Here is a 14,870-nt window from a genome sequence, read left to right as displayed (position 1 = left end):
GGGGGGGGGCAACCCAGATTCGTGTGGAAGCGTTGACGAGGAAAGCCTACGCCTCTGAAAAGTGACTCGTCAGGAGGGAGGCAAGGAGGCCAGTTGGAGCGCGCGAGAGGCTATGGGTATCGCCGGGGAGAATGGCCAGCCGCGCGTTCGGCAGTGCGTCGTGGAGCGCCCGTGTGGACGCCAGTTCGAAGAGGGGGTCTCGATCCAGGCCCGCCACGAGGGTCGGGGTGTCGAGGTCCGGCAGGGTTTGGGTGAGCGTGTCGGACGCGTCTGGCAGGGTGGTGACAAACGACTGGAGGGCCCGAAGGAGACGCTTGGGCGCATCGTGGCGGGCCCGGAGCCGCTCTGCGCGGGCGGAGGCCGGGTCCGCCAGGTCGTCGAGATCGAGTCGCCTCTGCATGCGACGGGCGTGGGCATCCGTCCAGTGGGCGTTTGTTTGGAGGACGGCGAGACGATCGATACGGCCCGGATGCATCTGGGCGAGACGGAGCGCTGCGCCGCCGCCGAGCGAGAAGCCAAAGACGTGCGCCGAGGGCAGGTCGATCGCGTCTAGGATGGAGCGCGCGTCCTCGGCGAACAGGTCGAGTGAAAAAGAGATGTCGTTGGGAACGGCCGAGGCGCCGTGCCCGCTCAGGTTGACGCCGACGACGTGGAAGGACGACTCCAAGTGCCGCATGAGCGAGGCCGCGTCGTGTCGGGTCGTGCCCGCGGCGCCATGGAGGACGAGGAGGGACGGGTGGTCCCGCGCTCCGCGCTCGAAGACCTCGAGGTGACCGTCGTGGCGGGGGACCGTCCGGGGCGTCCAGTCGGGCCTAGTCGATTCACAAAACTCGACCAGCACTCCGTGGGTTTGTGCGGGATGCACGAACGCAATCCGCTTGGCGTCCGCCCCGTCTTGGGGATCCTCACTCAGCAGCTCGAACTCGGCGTTCCGGAGTCGCGCCATTGTGGCCGATAGGTCGTCCACCTCAAACGCCACGTGGTGCAGCCCTTCTCCCTGCCGATCGAGGAAGTGCTGCACCGGAGAATCGTCCCCGAGTGCCTCCAGGAGTTCGAGTTTGGCCGAGCCGGCGTCCAGGAAGTGCGTCCGCACCTGCTGGCCACGCACGGCCTCCGTCTTGTAGGCCGCGGTGCCGAGCAGGTCACGGAACCGTTCGACGACGGCCGCGGCGTCGTCGACGGCGATGCCGATGTGGTCGAGATGAGCCATGGCGGAGCGTTGGGTGGGGGCGACGGCAGGAGCGAAGGCCCGCTGCGGTGCGAAAAGGAAGAAAATGGTGAACCTGGAGAAGTCTTCTCAGGTACGACACCCATCATGGATAGCGTTCAGCCCTCACATGATAAACCTAAGGCCGAGGCGGAACGTGCTCGTCGGCGGGCCATGGCGGCGAGCCTGCTGGTATCGTTCCTGATGCTCGTGGGGAAGCTCACGGCGGCCTCCCTCACCGGCAGCACCGCGATCTTTTCCGACGCCGCCGAGTCGGTGATCCACCTCTTCGCGACCGGGTTTGCGGGCTTCAGTCTGTGGTACGCCTCGACGCCCCCGGATGTGGATCACCCGTACGGCCACGGCAAGGTCGCCTATTTTGCGTCGGCCGTGGAGGGCACCCTGATTCTCGCCGCCGCGGCGAGCATCGCCTGGATGGCGGTGCAAGACCTTCTGACAGGCCCCGCCCTGCGACAACTCGACGTGGGCTTCTTCCTGATCGGTGGGCTTACGGCCGTCAACTTTGCACTCGGAAAGTATCTCGTCCGCGTGGGGCGGCGCACCAACAGCCTCATTCTCGTGTCCAACGGCGAGCACGTGCTGACCGACATGTGGACGAGCCTTGGGGTCCTCGTCGGCGTCGGGCTGGTGTGGATCACCGGGATCCGGTGGCTCGACCCGGCGGTGGGGCTGCTCGTGGCGGCCAACATCGTGTGGACGGCGACCGGGCTGCTTCGCCGGTCCGTGTACGGCCTGATGGACGAGGCGGACCGGGAGGCCTCCGCTGCACTGCTCGAAGAGCTGGGCGCTGCGGTAAAGGAAGGACGCATCGCTAGTTTTCACCAGGTGCGCCACCGGCGCTCCGGCGATCAAGTGTGGATCGAGTACCACCTGATGTTTCCGGGCGACATGCCGATTCACGAGGCCCATGCCCGCTCCCACGCGGTTGAGAACCGGGTCGACGCCCTGTTTCCGGACGAAGACGTGCACGTCACGGCCCACCTTGAGCCTCGTCGTCACGACGAGGCCCATCCGGAGGAGCACCGGGAGCCCTCGGATCCACTCCGGGACGTACGGAAGTAAGACGGGGCAGGGCGGCCGTGAGGCCGCCTCCCGTCTATCTCGCGTCGGGCTATCCGATCTTGCCCTCGTCGCGAAGGCGCTGGAGGTCGTCCAGGTTGCCGTGCACGTGTCCGGCAGAGGTTTTGAGCTTGGCCTTCTCGTCGGCATCGAGGTCGACCTCGATGATGTCTTCCACGCCCCCGGCCCCAAGCTTTACGGGCACACCGATGAAGAGATCTTCCAGGCCATACTCGCCATCGCAGTAGGCCGCGCAGGGGAGGATGCGCTTGTTGTCCTTCAAAATGGCCTCTGTCATCTCGGCCGCTGCGGCGCCCGGGGCGTACCAGGCGGAGGTACCCATCAGGTCCACAATCTCGCCGCCGGCGCCCTTTGTGCGCTCCACAATCTCCTCAATCCGATCGTCGTCGATGAGCTGCGGGACCGGGATGCCGCCGACCGTGGTGTAGCGGGGCAGGGGCACCATCGTGTCGCCGTGCCCGCCCATCAGGAGCGCCTGCACGTCGCGGACCGAGACGTCCAGCTCCTCGGCGATGAAGGAGCGGAAGCGGCCGGTGTCGAGCACGCCGGCCATGCCCATCACGCGGTTCGTGGGGAAGCCGCTCGCCTCGTAGGCGACGTAGGTCATCACGTCGAGCGGGTTTGCCACTACAATGATGGTGCTGTCCGGACTGCCCTCCACGAACTGTTCGGTCACGCCGCCCACAATCTCCGTGTTCTTGGCCAACAGGTCGTCGCGGCTCATTCCGGGGCTGCGGGGCAGGCCGGCCGTGATGATGCACACGTCCGAGTCCTCCGTGGGGCCGTAGTCGTTCGTGCCCGTCACGCGGGTGTCGAAGCCGTGGATGGGGCTCGACTCCCGCATGTCGAGGGCCTTGCCCTGCGGCATGCCGTCTTTGATGTCGACCATGACGACCTCATTTGCCACGTCGAGCCGGGCCACGCATTCGCCGACGGTGGCGCCGACATTGCCGGCACCGATCACAGTAACTTTCATGGGATGCTGAAGGATTTGGAGAAGAAGAGGGGATGCAGGATGCTCTCCTTAAATAAGGAAATGAGCGAACGGGCTGCCAGCAAAATTTTGCGAAGAGCGGAAGGGTGCACCGCTTCTTTCAGCCATGGCGGGAGCGGCGGACGACTCTGGAGGCGCGGTGTTTGGAATCTCCCTGTGGGGGCCGTCCCACTTTCACTGGGGGATGCACTGGGGAATGGGGCTTTGCCACTGTCTCAGTCGCTGGTGGAGGGACCGCCCGAAGAGGCCACGGACGCGGACGGCTCGCCCTCATCACGCGGGGGGTGGGGCGCCGGGACGTCCGCCGCGGCATTTTTGGGCGTGGAACTGCCCCAAGCGGCGAAAACGGGGCGGAGGCCACTGCCCTGATACACCACCGCCACGAGGCCGGCCAGAATATAGAAGACGAGCTGTGCCCCGTGGGTGAGGACGGCATAGGTGAGGGCCTCGGCCGACGGGACGCCGTACAGGTGGACGAGCGCCTGCTCGGTGATGTAGTGGTACGACCCGATGCCCCCGGGGGAGGGCACCAGAATGCCGATTGCACCGATGGCCATGAGCGCCCATGCATCCAGAAGTCCAATGCCGTACGGCTCGGCAAGGTGGAGCATTCGGAAGGGGAGGTAGGCCATCAGCAGGTATCCGGCCCACATGCCAATCGTTGAGAGGGCGATGGCCCCTCGGCGTGGCGACCCCACCAGCGTCGCCATGCCTTCCCGAAACGATACGGCGACGGGCTTGAGGGTGGTTTCCCAAACGCGCCTCGGCCACGTGTCGTTGCGCCGAAAGAGCCAACGAGTGCCCCACACGAGGACGAGAAGCAGCAGTCCTGCGCCGAGCATGCCACCCAGGAGCCAGTCGAGGGAAACGGATTGGAGGCGGGCCCACGCGGGGCTCACGAATTGTTCGCGCAGCACGTCGAGACGATCAAACAGCAGCCCGACGGCACTCAAGAGGGCTGCTCCCAGCACGGCCGTGTCGAAAATGCGTTCAGAGACGACGGTGCCAAGGATGCTGCTAAAGCGGTGGCGGGTGCGGGCGGAAAGGTTGGCGGTCCGTGCCACCTCCCCCATCCGGGGGGCCACGTAGTTTACCATGTAGCCAATCATGACCGAGGAGAAGGAGGCCTCCAGCATGCGGGCAGAAGAGAGGGCACTCTTCTCCTGATCCTCGGGCCTGGGCAGCGCCTCCACTAGGATCTGCCAGCGCCAGGCGCGAAACAGATTGCTGCCCAGCACGAGCACGACCAAGGGGAGCAGCCAGCGGTAGTCGGCCTCCCGAAAGGCCGTCCAGATGTTGTCCATCTCTACGCCGTACAGGGCGAGGACCAAAAGGCCGCCCGCCAGGACGAAGCTCCCGATTTGAAACCACCGCCGTCGACTCACGACGCGTTGTGAGATTCGTTCCAGAATTGTTCAGCCCCCGAGCCGTCCCTCAGTTGGCAGGGCGAAGGTCTACGACCTCTACGTTCTCGGGCACAGAGAATGAAAAAGGATCCCCACTGATGCGCGGATCGATCCGGATGCTACGCAGTCGAAGGTCCAAGGTCGACCCGTTCTGGTCGGCGGCCCGGAGGCGCGTGACAATGCGATCGGAGCGCCGGACCCACAACGTTGCTTCCTCGAATCGCGCCGACGAATTCGCCGCGGTTAGGGCCAGTACTTCGTGTGGGGCATCGTTTCGTGAGGCGGAGCGGGTGGAGGTGAGGTCGTATCTCGCCGCTGCGGTCGTGAGAAAGGTCTGTGGCGTTAGGGTGGAGGCCTCCGCCTCGGCCGTGTTCACCACGACCTGACTATCGGCGCGGGAGTAGATCCACGTCGTGGCGCCGTCCGTCACAACGGTCTGCGTCGGCGTCTCCACCCGATACTGGTTCCCGGCAAGGAGCACAGTCCCTTCGACCCGGGTTGAGTCGTCCGCAAACCCGGTGGCGCTTACCTGCGTGAAGGTGGCCCGGAGGCCCTCCAGGGCGCCGTAGCGTGATTGCAACGCCTGAAGGGACGAGTCGTCCTGCGCGCCCGCTGAGAGGACGGGCATCATGCACAGTAGAAGGCCGAGCAGCGCAGCGCGTCGTGACATCGTTGTTGGGGCGACGAGGAAGTGAGAACGGCAAGGGACCCAGAGCATCGGACCAACCTAACGGCCGACTGCTCCAATTATCGTGGGCCCGCCGTCCGATCACGAAAAATTGACGGCCCCCGGGCTCGCCCGGCCGTGCAGCGGACAAATCGTCCGCAGGGCGCGGTTGATCCCGTTCGAGGTGGGGAGACGTATAGACTGGCTTGTCAGGGACGTCGGCACGGAGTGCGCGCCGGGAACGGAGGATGCGTCGGCACTGTCTCCGGGGCTGTGCCCGTCGGCGTCTTTAGGTCTGGTTCCCCTGGTCCGGAATTCGTCTGAAAGGTCGACCGCCGTAGAGGGTGTGCATGCCGGAGCGGTTTTGGGGGATGGAAGTGGGCTGCAAAGGGGTTTTTTGTCGAAACCGAACGGTGATCGGAGGGTTCAGGGTATTGCGATTTTTTCCACACGACCCTGAAGGCGCGTGCAGCTCCGACAGATCGTATCCGGTGGGCAGACGGGGGTCGACCGGGCGGCGCTCGATGCGGCACTGGCCTGCGACGTGCCGGTTGGGGGATGGTGTCCGCGGGGGCGGCGGGCGGAAGACGGTCCGATTGCCCACCGCTACCCACTGCGGGAAACGCCGACGGACGCGTATGCACAGCGGACGGCGTGGAACGTGCGGGACAGCGACGGGACGCTCATCATTGCGCCCGCTCCGTTGGGCGGGGGGACGGCCCTTACACGGCGCGAGGCCGCCGCACGAGAGGCCCCCGTCCTCCACGTTCGTCTGGTCGATCCGGTGCCCGTGCCGATGATTCACGCGTGGGGGGCAGAAGCGGATGTACATGTGCTGAATGTGGCGGGCCCACGGGCAAGCGAGGTCGACGGCGTTTACTGTCGTGCCCGAACGATCCTCGAGAACCTTTTGGCAACGACCTAGGCCCTACTCGGACTCTGGAGGGGGCGGCGGGTCCGACCGACGACGGCGGTGGCGCCGGGCAAAGAGGTCTTCGCCGTCCTCAGCGCGCCCCGCTGCAATCCAGAGAAGGCGGACCCCCACGGTCGCGGCAAGCACGATGAACAGAGTGAAGGCGGGCCAGAGTGGGGCTTCGACCCCGAACTGGCTTGCGCGAGCCTCCGGGTAACGAATCCACTTGTCGAGCCCCCAGGCCGCCATTCCCGCGCCGAGGGTGGCAAACACGAGGGCGGCCCCTTTCAACAGGCGGACGGCCGTCATGTCGGGGGAATCGTCAGTCCGTGGGGGCATATCGATCGGTCCAGTTGTTCAGGGCAGGGCGCACCGGAAGGCCGGCGTTGCGAAGGTGCTCTTTGGCCTCCTCCACGGTGTACTCGCGGAAGTGGAAGATCGAGGCGGCCAGCACCGCGCTGGCCGCGCCGTCGACGAGGCCCGCCCGCAGGTGATCGAGGGAGCCGGCCCCGCCCGAGGCGATCACGGGGATTTGGGTCCGCTCCGTCACGGCGCGGAGCAGGTCCAGGTCGTAGCCGTCCTTGGTGCCGTCCCGATCCATTGAGGTGAGCAGAATCTCGCCGGCTCCTCGAGATTCTGCTTCCACGGCCCACTCCACGGCGTTCTTGCCGGTCGGCTTTCGGCCGCCGTGGACCACCACTTCCCACGGAGGCCCGTCCCCGTCCCGCCGCTTCGCATCGATGGCCACGACGATGCACTGGTTGCCGAACGCGTCGGCACCGCGGGCGATCAAGTCCGGGTCTTTCGCGGCCGCGGAGTTGATGGCCACCTTGTCGGCCCCGGCCTGGAGCATCGCCCGCATGTCGTCGACCGAGCGGAGCCCGCCGCCCACGGTGAGGGGGATGAAGACCTGATCGGCGGTGCGGCGCACCACGTCGTGCATGATGTCGCGGTCCTCGTGCGTGGCGGTGATGTCGAGAAACACGAGCTCGTCGGCCCCGGCGGCGTCGTAGGTGCGGGCCTGCTCCACCGGGTCGCCGGCGTCGCGAATGTCGACGAAGTTGATGCCCTTGACGACGCGGCCGTCGTCCACGTCGAGACAGGGGATGATGCGTTTCGCGAGGGGCATGCGGGGCGGGAAAGGAAAAGAAGGAGGCAGGCGAAGAGGAACTACCGGAGAGAGGCCGTCGAGAAGGTGTTGAGGTCGACCGCGTCCTTGTCCTGCCAGGCCCAGAACTGCTGGCAGGGAAAGCGGTTTTCGTAGAGCGCCGTGCCGACGATCACCGAATCGATGCCGTAGGGCTGGAGGGTCTGAATGTCGAGCAGGTCTTCGTGGTCACCCACGCCGCCGGACGCCGTGATCTTGGCGTGGGAGAGCTGGCGGCCGAGCGCCCGGTACGCCTGAATGTTGGGGCCGTCCATCGTCCCGTCTCGGCTGATGTCGGTGTAGACGAGACGACGCACGCCTCGTCGCTCCATGTCCTGTGCGAAGGTGACCGCGTCGAGTCCCGATCCTTCGGTCCACCCCTGCACACGGACCTCTCCGTCGCGGGCGTCGATGCTTACGACCACCTGCTGGGCCGAAAACCGGTCTACGGCCTGCTCTACAAAATCGGGGTTGCGGACGGCCGCGGTGCCCAGTATGACGCGGTAGACGCCTCGGTCCAGGGCGGCCTCAATTTGATCCATGGAACGGATGCCGCCCCCGAGCTGGATCGGGATGTCGAGCGCGTCACACATGGCCCCGATCACGTCGCGGTTGTGGTCGCCTTCGCCCCGGGCCGCGTCAAGGTCAACCACATGGAGCGTCTGCGCGTTCTGCACGCGCCACAGCTTTGCCATCTTGACCGGGTCCTCGAAGTACACGGTCTCGTCGTCGTAGTCGCCCTGATGCAGGCGCACGCACCGGCCGTCGCGGATGTCGATCGCAGGAATGACAAGGGGCATTCAACGAAGGGGGGGCAGGACAAAGACTCTCGTGAGAACCGTCTCTTCCATTCGCGAGGCGGCGCAATGTTCGTTGGGGGACCTTTGGGCCGGGGCAAAACGGAAAACGGGAACTGAGTGAAGAAGCCGCCCAGGCCGCCGTGGCCTGGAACTGTGAAGACGACCGTGAATGCAGGTGTTAACTCAATACTAACCTTGCGTTTCCCTCGCTGCCTCGCCACGCCAAACAGACGTGCGGCCTGTGCGGCAACGGCGGAGCGCACCAACAAACACAACGACGATTACAGTATGCAACGCGGAACGATTAAGTGGTTTGACGCCGAAAAGGGATTTGGATTCATCGAGCCCGAGGAGGGCGGTGAAGACGTATTCCTGCACGTAAGCAACATCACCGGCGCGACGGGCGGCGACGACCTGCGCGAGGGTCAGGCCGTTGCGTTCGAGACGGAGCGAACGGAGAAGGGACTCAGTGCCCTCAACGCCTCACCGGTCGGATAACGCTGGTGCAGCCGATGCCAAAAAGCGCCGATGCCAAAAAGCCGGAGCCCGTCCCACCAGGGGCGGGCTTTTTCTGTTGGGGGAGGTGTTGTCGGGGAGAAACGAGGAGAAAACAGCCCCCATACAGGTGTCTTCCTCGTGTAGGAGTTACACGGCCGAGTCACGAAGGAGCGGTTTTGGGAGGCAAATAGGGCGTAGCCCCGTAGGTCGACGGTGCTGGCACCGTTTTTGGTCGATTGCCAAGGCCGAAAGACACGGAAGAACTCTGGTGCCAAGCGTTGGTGATTTCAGCCTCATGGAAAATTCTGTCGACACCGCCATTCGATCCCTAACCGTTCTCGCAGGCGGAATAAGTTGTGTCGTCCTTCTGTTGATTCAGTTTCTCTAGGTCCACACTTTAACGCCGCACCCGTTCGGGAAACCTTTTAGGTCGAGACCGTCTCGGCCTCATTGGCCGTTGGGAGCGCAGTGAAGTTTTCAAGCAGCCCGAGGCCGGCGGCCTGTGACTTTTCGGGGTGGAACTGGACGCCGAACACGTTGTCGCGCTGCACGACGGACGGAAACGTGTGCCCGTAGGCGGTGGTGGTGAGCACATCGTCCGAGGCGTCCGCCACGGGATGGTAGGAGTGCACGAAATAGACGTACGGCGCGTCCCCCAGCCCGTCGAGCAGCGGGTGGTGGCGAGTGGGGGTGATCGCGTTCCATCCCATGTGTGGGACCGAGAGGTCCTCGGGCATGCCCGCGCCGGTGTCCCGAAAATGAGCAACGTGGCCGGGGAGGACGCCGAGTCCTTCGTGCTCGCCCTTCTCATGGCCGGTCTCGAAGAGCAGCTGCATTCCGACGCAGACCCCCAGGAAGGGGACGCCGCGGTCGATGGCGTGGTGAATCGGCCCCTCCAGGCCACGCTGGCGAATTTCATCGATGCAGGCCCGGAACGCCCCGACCCCTGGCAGAACGAGGCGCTCGGCGTCCCGGATGGCCGCAGGATCGTCGGTCCGGTGTACCGTTGCCCCCACTGTCTCGAGGGCTTTTCCGATTGATCGAAGGTTGCCGATGCCGTAGTCGATGAGGGTCGTCATGGGGACAAAAGAGTGCAGGAAAAACAGTCCAGGCGTGGGCAGGTGAACACCGCACCTCGGTGCGCGGCGACATGGCCGCTACTCGTCGTTGAGCTCTTCGGAGCGTTGGGTCGCGGTGCCGACGGCGTTGATGAGCATGGTGCGAAGGCCGTGCTCCTCGAGCGACGACACCGCGGCGATGGCGGTGCCCCCGGGCGTGGTCACCTCGTCGCGCAGGATGGCGGGGTGCTTGTCCGTGTCGATGGCCAACTTCGCAGCGCCGTAGACCGTCTGGCGAGCCAGCTTCGAGGCGTCGCTCCGGGCCATGCCTTGTTTTACCCCCGCGTCGGTAAGCGCCTCGATGAACATGTACACGTACGCCGGGCCGCTCCCCGAGAGTCCCGTCACGGCATCCATGTGCTCCTCGGGCACGACCACGGCGTCCCCCACAGCCTCGAAAATCGACCGCGCCTTGTCCAAGTGGCCGTCGGTTGCGTAGGTGCCGGGGGCGAGCGCGGTTGCGCCCGCATCCACGAGGGCCGGGGTGTTGGGCATGGCGCGGACTACGGGCTGGTCTTGCCCGAACCCGAGTTGAAGTCGCTCACTGGTGATGCCGGCCAGTACGCTGATGACGAGAACTCCGCGGTCCACATGGTCGCGGATGTTGGTGATCACCTCGGCCCGACTCTGGGGCTTGATGGTAAGCAGGATGAGGGAGGCGTCCTGCACAGCCTCCACGTTGTCGGTGGTGGTCCGGAGGCCGGGAAACTCCTCCGCCATCGCGTCGAGGGCCGAGGGGGTCCGGCGGGTCGCGATCACGTCCTCGGCCTCGATTAGGTTGCTGCCGATCATCCCGCCGATGAGGGCGTGGCCGATATTGCCGGCGCCGATGACGGCAACCGTATCGTCTGAAAGCATGGAAGGGGGGCGTGGTTCGCAAAAGGGCAGGGAGTGGGACGCGACAAGACGTCGTCGTGTGGGGGCACATGTCCCCAACGCCTCAGAAGTGAACACCGGTTCTCCGCCGGCCGCAGGTCCTGGGCATTGCCGTCAGGCGAGCGTGCCCTTGGTGGAGGCCACCTCGGCGTGGGCGGCCCGGCGATGAACGGCCCCGCGCAGGGCACGGGCGGCGGCCTTGAAGAGGGCTTCAATCTTGTGGTGGGCGTTGTGGCCGTGGAGGACCGTCAGGTGCAGGTTGCAGCGGGCGTGATCCGCTACAGAGCGCCACACGTGTTCGACCAGTTCCGTGGACAGGCCGCCGACCTGGTCCCGCTGAAAGGCGGCCTCCAGGTGACAGTAGCTTCGTCCCGAGAGGTCGACCACAGCCCGGGCCAATGCATCGTCCATCGGGACGTAGGCGTGGCCGTAGCGGGCGATGTGGGCCTTGTCCCCGAGGGCGTCGTTGAGGGCACGGCCAAGGCCGATGGCCACGTCCTCGACCGTATGGTGGTCGTCCACCTCCAGATCGCCGTCGCACTGCACCGTGAGGTCGAGTGCGCCATGCTTGGCGAAGAGAGATAGCATGTGGTCGAAAAAGCCGACGCCGGTGTCGACGTCGTAGGTTCCGTCGCCATCGAGGGTGAGGGCAATGGACACATTCGTCTCGGCAGTGGTGCGCTCGACGGTCGCCGTGCGGGGGGAGAAACGAGAGCTGGACATCAGGGGACCAGAGGCTGGAGAGAGAGGCGGGGCGTTGCTGTTTTCACAAGGGGCTCACGCGTCGTGAACACGCAGAAGCATCCGCTGATCCATATACTTGGATCCGGAGGAAGTGCCCACCGGTTGATACGCATGCTCCAATCTCCCGCGAAGAATTGCAACGACCCGTGGCAACGTACAGCGACGCTGACTTTCAGGACAGTCGATTCGACTATGGGGAGCGTGTGCGCATTCTGCTGCGCCACCCCAAGCTGGGCGGTGTGTACGGGGAGGCCGAGGGAACCTGCGCCGCCCGGGAAGAAGACATCGAGTTTGAGGCGAAGGACGGCACGATGCGGACCAAGACACTCGTCTGGCTCAAGGACATCGAGGGCTACGAAAAGCCCCACGAAGACCTCCCGGATACGACCCAGGAGGTAGAGGAGGCCTGGTTTGCCGAGGAAGCCCTTCGGAAGAAAGAGGGCGATCCGCTCGACGGGGTGAGTTTCAACTAGACCCGGTAGAACCCGTCCCGGAGGGAGTCACCGGGGCGGACTGGCTGTCCCCAAGGCCCCCGTTCCCGAAGACATTCTCCACGCTTTGCACGTCCCCGACTGACCACCGATGGCAGACTCTCCTGCATTCGAGCGGCTGCTCGTCACCGCGGCCCTTCCGTACGCCAACGGCCCCATTCACATCGGCCACCTGGCGGGGGCCTACCTGCCGGCGGACCTTTTCGTGCGCTACCAGCGGCTGAAGGGCGAGGACGTGGCCTTCATCTGCGGCTCCGACGAGATGGGCGTCGCCATTCTGATGCGGGCCATCCGCGAGGATCGAACCCCAGAAGACATCATCGACACCTACCATCCCCAGATCCGCGATAGCTTCGAGCGGCTCGGGATGAGCTTCGACCACTACGGGCGCACCTCCAGCGAGACGCACGTGGAGACGACCCAAGACTTCTTCCGGGTGCTCGACGAGAACGATGGCTTCGACCTCAGCACTGACGAGCAGCTCTATGACCCAGAGGCCGAGATGTTTTTGGCCGATCGGTTCGTGGTGGGCACGTGTCCGGTGTGCGGCTACGAGGAAGCCTACGGCGACCAGTGCGAGCAGTGCGGCTCGTCGCTCAGCCCCACCGAGCTGGAGACCCCGCAGAGCACGCTCACTGACGCGACGCCTGAATTGAAAGAGACGACTCACTGGCACCTTCCACTGGGTGAGCTTCAGGCCCAGTTGGAAGACTGGATCGGCGCGCACCCGGAGTGGAAAAACAACGTCCTCGGGCAGATCCAGAGCTGGTTCGACGAGGGGCTGAAGGGCCGCGCCATCACCCGCGACGTGCCCTGGGGCGTGCCAGTGCCCGAAGACGTGGCCGAACGGCACGGGCTGGAGGCAGAGGGAAAGGTCATCTACGTGTGGTTCGACGCCCCCATCGGCTACATCTCGGCCACCAAAGAGTGGGCCGAAGCGCAGGGCGATCCCGAAAAGTGGACCGACTACTGGCAAGAGGACGACACCCGCCTCGTGCACTTCATCGGCAAGGACAACATTGTCTTCCACTGCCTCATGTTTCCGTCCATGCTCATGGAGCATGGCAACTACGTCCTGCCGGACAACGTGCCCGCGAACGAGTTTCTGAACCTGGAGGGCGAGAAGCTGTCCACGAGCCGCGGCTGGGCGGTCTGGCTCCACGAGTACCTCGACGACTTCGCAGACGAGCGGCACGCCCCCGACCTGCTCCGCTACGCCCTCGCCACCACCCTCCCCGAGACGAAAGACGCTGACTTTAGCTGGGACGGGTTTCAGCAGCACGTGAACGGGGAGCTTGCCAACGTCTTCGGCAACTTTGTGCACCGGACGCTCACGTTTGCGCAGCGCTACTTCGACGGCACGGTCCCGTCCCTGCAAGACCCCTCGGAGGCCGACCGGGCCATGCTCGACAGGATGGCCGAGGCGCCCGACACGATCGGCACGGCCTACGAGGAGCACCGCACCCGAGACGCCGTCTTCGAGACGATGGCGCTGGCGCGCCGTGGCAACAAGTACTTCAACGAGACGGAGCCGTGGCATACCAACGAGAGCGACCCGCAGGCCTGCGCGAACACGATTCACGTCAGCCTGCAGGTGTGCGCCGCGCTCTCCATTCTGTTTGAGCCGGTGGTGCCCAGCGCCGCGGCGGAGCTGCGGGAGCGCCTCGGGCTGGAGAATGTGCGCACCAGCACGCCCGACGACAATCCTGCCGACGCGGTCGGATGGGCGGACGCCGGAACGCCCCTGTTGCCCACCGGCCACCCGATCCTGAGCGGCCCAGACCCAGAGCCGCTCTTCAAGAAAATCGACGACGACACCATCGAGGCCCAGATCGAGAAGCTCCGCGAGCGGGCCGCTGAACGAGATTCAGACCCATCCCCCACTGACATGGATTACGACGAGCTGAAAGACAACATTTCCTTCGACGACTTCACCAACCTCGACCTGCGCGCCGGCACCGTAACGGCCGCCGAGCCGGTGCCCGACGCCGACAAGCTCCTCCGGCTGGACGTGGACATCGGCGTGGAGGAGCGGCAGATCCTGGCGGGCGTGGCCGAGCAGATGTCTCCCGATGAGGTCGTGGGGCTGGAGGTGGTCGTTGTCGCCAATATGGCCCCGAAGGAAATGTTCGGGTTCGAGAGTGAAGGGATGGTGCTGATGGCGGAGGAGCCGGACGGCACGTTCGTTCCGGTGACGGCCGCGGCCGAAAATGGATCGGTCGTGCGGTAGCGTGCGAACTGCGGTAGCACGTGAATGGGGAGGGAGCACTGTCGTTACTTGATCGGCAATGCCTGCGGCTCCGTCGACCCCAAACGACCCGCTTCGCAGAGCCCCGACGAGATGCATTGTCGAATCTATTCCCTCTTCCTTGCCCTCTCGGTCCTCTTCCTCGTCGGTTGCGCGCAGGGTCCCGAGATTGCCCAGCCCCCCACCCGGCTTTCGGAGGTTAATCGGGTCCTCGAAACGGCCGATGCGACGATTGTGTGGGTCTCCGGAGACCGAGTCAAGGATGCGGAATACGTTCGCGTGTCGCCAGATTCCATTCGGTATCGACTCCACACGGATCCCGGAGCGCCTGATCGGTGGGCGCGCACTCCCCAGATCGATGAAACCACCCGCTCCCGTTCGATCCACGAGGTGCAGCGGATCGTGGCACACGTAGGAGGCGGGGGAGGATTGGCGGGGCTCGCCGTTGGTGCTGCCCCCGGACTCTTTCTCTTTGGGACATCGGCCCTGTCGTGTAGATCCTCCTGTGGGCTTGGAGCGGCACTCGGTTTGTACTATGGAGGACTCATTGGCCTCGCCGGAGGGCTTCTCGGAGCAATTGTCGGTGAGCTCGCCGACAACGATCGCCGTGCGGTCTACCAAGGGCCCGTCGATCAATACGTCATGCGATAACTGAGGTCT

General features: G+C 65.1%; 15 protein-coding genes. 5 read left to right on the top strand and 10 right to left on the bottom strand.

Going from position 1 to position 14,870, the window contains the following annotated elements; translation table 11 throughout:
• Window positions 1–46: 46 nt before the first annotated feature.
• Window positions 47–1,210 carry a methylmalonyl-CoA epimerase gene (gene mce, locus B7R93_RS13110; RefSeq protein WP_232798438.1) on the bottom strand — a complete coding sequence of 388 codons (1,164 nt, stop codon included), beginning with the start codon at window positions 1,208–1,210 and terminating at the stop codon, window positions 47–49.
• Window positions 1,211–1,315: 105 nt separating this feature from the next.
• On the opposite strand from mce, the gene B7R93_RS13105 reads away from it, so the two are divergent.
• Window positions 1,316–2,290, top strand: coding sequence for a cation diffusion facilitator family transporter (locus B7R93_RS13105; RefSeq protein ID WP_232798437.1), 975 nt, complete (start codon window positions 1,316–1,318; stop codon window positions 2,288–2,290).
• Window positions 2,291–2,339: 49 nt separating this feature from the next.
• Here the strand turns inward: B7R93_RS13105 and mdh are convergent, their stop codons facing one another.
• The 3 genes from mdh to B7R93_RS13090 all read right to left on the bottom strand — a co-directional run bounded on the left by mdh (window position 2,340) and on the right by B7R93_RS13090 (window position 5,378).
• Window positions 2,340–3,284 (bottom strand): malate dehydrogenase, encoded by a 945-nt coding sequence (gene mdh / locus B7R93_RS13100; protein WP_103021198.1) that lies wholly within the window; start codon window positions 3,282–3,284, stop codon window positions 2,340–2,342.
• A gap of 233 nt (window positions 3,285–3,517) precedes the next feature.
• Window positions 3,518–4,687, bottom strand: a complete 1,170-nt coding sequence (locus B7R93_RS13095) for a lysylphosphatidylglycerol synthase transmembrane domain-containing protein (protein ID WP_232798436.1) — start codon at window positions 4,685–4,687, stop codon at window positions 3,518–3,520.
• A 49-nt stretch (window positions 4,688–4,736) separates the two neighbouring features.
• Window positions 4,737–5,378 carry a LolA family protein gene (locus B7R93_RS13090; RefSeq protein ID WP_103021196.1) on the bottom strand — a complete coding sequence of 214 codons (642 nt, stop codon included), beginning with the start codon at window positions 5,376–5,378 and terminating at the stop codon, window positions 4,737–4,739.
• A 463-nt stretch (window positions 5,379–5,841) separates the two neighbouring features.
• On the opposite strand from B7R93_RS13090, the gene B7R93_RS13085 reads away from it, so the two are divergent.
• Window positions 5,842–6,300: a putative molybdenum carrier protein gene (locus B7R93_RS13085; protein WP_103021195.1), complete on the top strand. Its 459-nt coding sequence runs from the start codon at window positions 5,842–5,844 to the stop codon at window positions 6,298–6,300.
• A 3-nt stretch (window positions 6,301–6,303) separates the two neighbouring features.
• Here B7R93_RS13085 and B7R93_RS13080 read toward each other — a convergent pair whose 3' ends face one another.
• From B7R93_RS13080 to hisA, 3 genes are read right to left on the bottom strand one after another with little or no spacing between them, the layout of a single operon-like run.
• Window positions 6,304–6,627 (bottom strand): ABC transporter permease, encoded by a 324-nt coding sequence (locus B7R93_RS13080; protein WP_232798435.1) that lies wholly within the window; start codon window positions 6,625–6,627, stop codon window positions 6,304–6,306.
• Entirely contained in the window at window positions 6,611–7,417 is an 807-nt protein-coding gene (gene hisF, locus B7R93_RS13075; RefSeq protein ID WP_103021194.1) for an imidazole glycerol phosphate synthase subunit HisF, read from the bottom strand. The genes B7R93_RS13080 and hisF overlap by 17 nt, the downstream gene beginning before the upstream one ends.
• Window positions 7,418–7,458: 41 nt before the next feature.
• On the bottom strand, window positions 7,459–8,235 hold the full coding sequence (gene hisA / locus B7R93_RS13070) for a 1-(5-phosphoribosyl)-5-[(5-phosphoribosylamino)methylideneamino]imidazole-4-carboxamide isomerase (protein ID WP_103021193.1): 777 nt from the start codon (window positions 8,233–8,235) through the stop codon (window positions 7,459–7,461).
• 288 nt (window positions 8,236–8,523) lie between these two features.
• Between hisA and B7R93_RS13065 the strand changes: the two genes are divergently transcribed.
• Window positions 8,524–8,733 (top strand): cold-shock protein, encoded by a 210-nt coding sequence (locus B7R93_RS13065; RefSeq protein WP_103021192.1) that lies wholly within the window; start codon window positions 8,524–8,526, stop codon window positions 8,731–8,733.
• 425 nt (window positions 8,734–9,158) lie between these two features.
• On the opposite strand, the gene hisH is transcribed toward B7R93_RS13065, so the two are convergent.
• The 3 genes from hisH to hisB all read right to left on the bottom strand — a co-directional run bounded on the left by hisH (window position 9,159) and on the right by hisB (window position 11,450).
• Window positions 9,159–9,812 (bottom strand): imidazole glycerol phosphate synthase subunit HisH, encoded by a 654-nt coding sequence (gene hisH / locus B7R93_RS13060; protein WP_103021191.1) that lies wholly within the window; start codon window positions 9,810–9,812, stop codon window positions 9,159–9,161.
• A gap of 78 nt (window positions 9,813–9,890) precedes the next feature.
• A complete protein-coding gene (proC, locus tag B7R93_RS13055; protein ID WP_103021190.1) occupies window positions 9,891–10,709 on the bottom strand; it encodes a pyrroline-5-carboxylate reductase in 819 nt (272 codons plus the stop codon).
• A 132-nt stretch (window positions 10,710–10,841) separates the two neighbouring features.
• Window positions 10,842–11,450: an imidazoleglycerol-phosphate dehydratase HisB gene (gene hisB, locus B7R93_RS13050; protein ID WP_103021189.1), complete on the bottom strand. Its 609-nt coding sequence runs from the start codon at window positions 11,448–11,450 to the stop codon at window positions 10,842–10,844.
• 167 nt (window positions 11,451–11,617) lie between these two features.
• On the opposite strand from hisB, the gene B7R93_RS13045 reads away from it, so the two are divergent.
• Window positions 11,618–11,944 carry a hypothetical protein gene (locus B7R93_RS13045; protein ID WP_232798434.1) on the top strand — a complete coding sequence of 109 codons (327 nt, stop codon included), beginning with the start codon at window positions 11,618–11,620 and terminating at the stop codon, window positions 11,942–11,944.
• A 109-nt stretch (window positions 11,945–12,053) separates the two neighbouring features.
• Window positions 12,054–14,192, top strand: coding sequence for a methionine--tRNA ligase (metG, locus tag B7R93_RS13040; RefSeq protein WP_103021187.1), 2,139 nt, complete (start codon window positions 12,054–12,056; stop codon window positions 14,190–14,192).
• Window positions 14,193–14,870: the final 678 nt, after the last annotated feature.

The organism is Salinibacter altiplanensis, assembly GCF_002894645.1.
GTDB classification, from domain to species: Bacteria; Bacteroidota; Rhodothermia; order Rhodothermales; family Salinibacteraceae; genus Salinibacter; species Salinibacter altiplanensis.
The sequence above is the reverse complement of the archived record's forward strand: the minus strand, read 5'-3'. Positions and strand labels throughout refer to the sequence as shown.

Bases quoted from the DNA above. Each gene is read 5' to 3' on its own strand.
- hisF (WP_103021194.1), bottom strand. From the start codon at position 7,417: ATGCCCCTCGCGAAACGCATCATCCCCTGTCTCGACGTGGACGACGGC.
- proC (WP_103021190.1), bottom strand. From the start codon at position 10,709: ATGCTTTCAGACGATACGGTTGCCGTCATCGGCGCCGGCAATATCGGC.
- B7R93_RS13065 (WP_103021192.1), top strand. From the start codon at position 8,524: ATGCAACGCGGAACGATTAAGTGGTTTGACGCCGAAAAGGGATTTGGA.
- metG (WP_103021187.1), top strand. From the start codon at position 12,054: ATGGCAGACTCTCCTGCATTCGAGCGGCTGCTCGTCACCGCGGCCCTT.
- mdh (WP_103021198.1), bottom strand. From the start codon at position 3,284: ATGAAAGTTACTGTGATCGGTGCCGGCAATGTCGGCGCCACCGTCGGC.
- hisB (WP_103021189.1), bottom strand. From the start codon at position 11,450: ATGTCCAGCTCTCGTTTCTCCCCCCGCACGGCGACCGTCGAGCGCACC.
- hisH (WP_103021191.1), bottom strand. From the start codon at position 9,812: ATGACGACCCTCATCGACTACGGCATCGGCAACCTTCGATCAATCGGA.
- B7R93_RS13080 (WP_232798435.1), bottom strand. From the start codon at position 6,627: ATGCCCCCACGGACTGACGATTCCCCCGACATGACGGCCGTCCGCCTG.
- hisA (WP_103021193.1), bottom strand. From the start codon at position 8,235: ATGCCCCTTGTCATTCCTGCGATCGACATCCGCGACGGCCGGTGCGTG.
- B7R93_RS13105 (WP_232798437.1), top strand. From the start codon at position 1,316: ATGGATAGCGTTCAGCCCTCACATGATAAACCTAAGGCCGAGGCGGAA.
- mce (WP_232798438.1), bottom strand. From the start codon at position 1,210: ATGGCTCATCTCGACCACATCGGCATCGCCGTCGACGACGCCGCGGCC.
- B7R93_RS13090 (WP_103021196.1), bottom strand. From the start codon at position 5,378: ATGTCACGACGCGCTGCGCTGCTCGGCCTTCTACTGTGCATGATGCCC.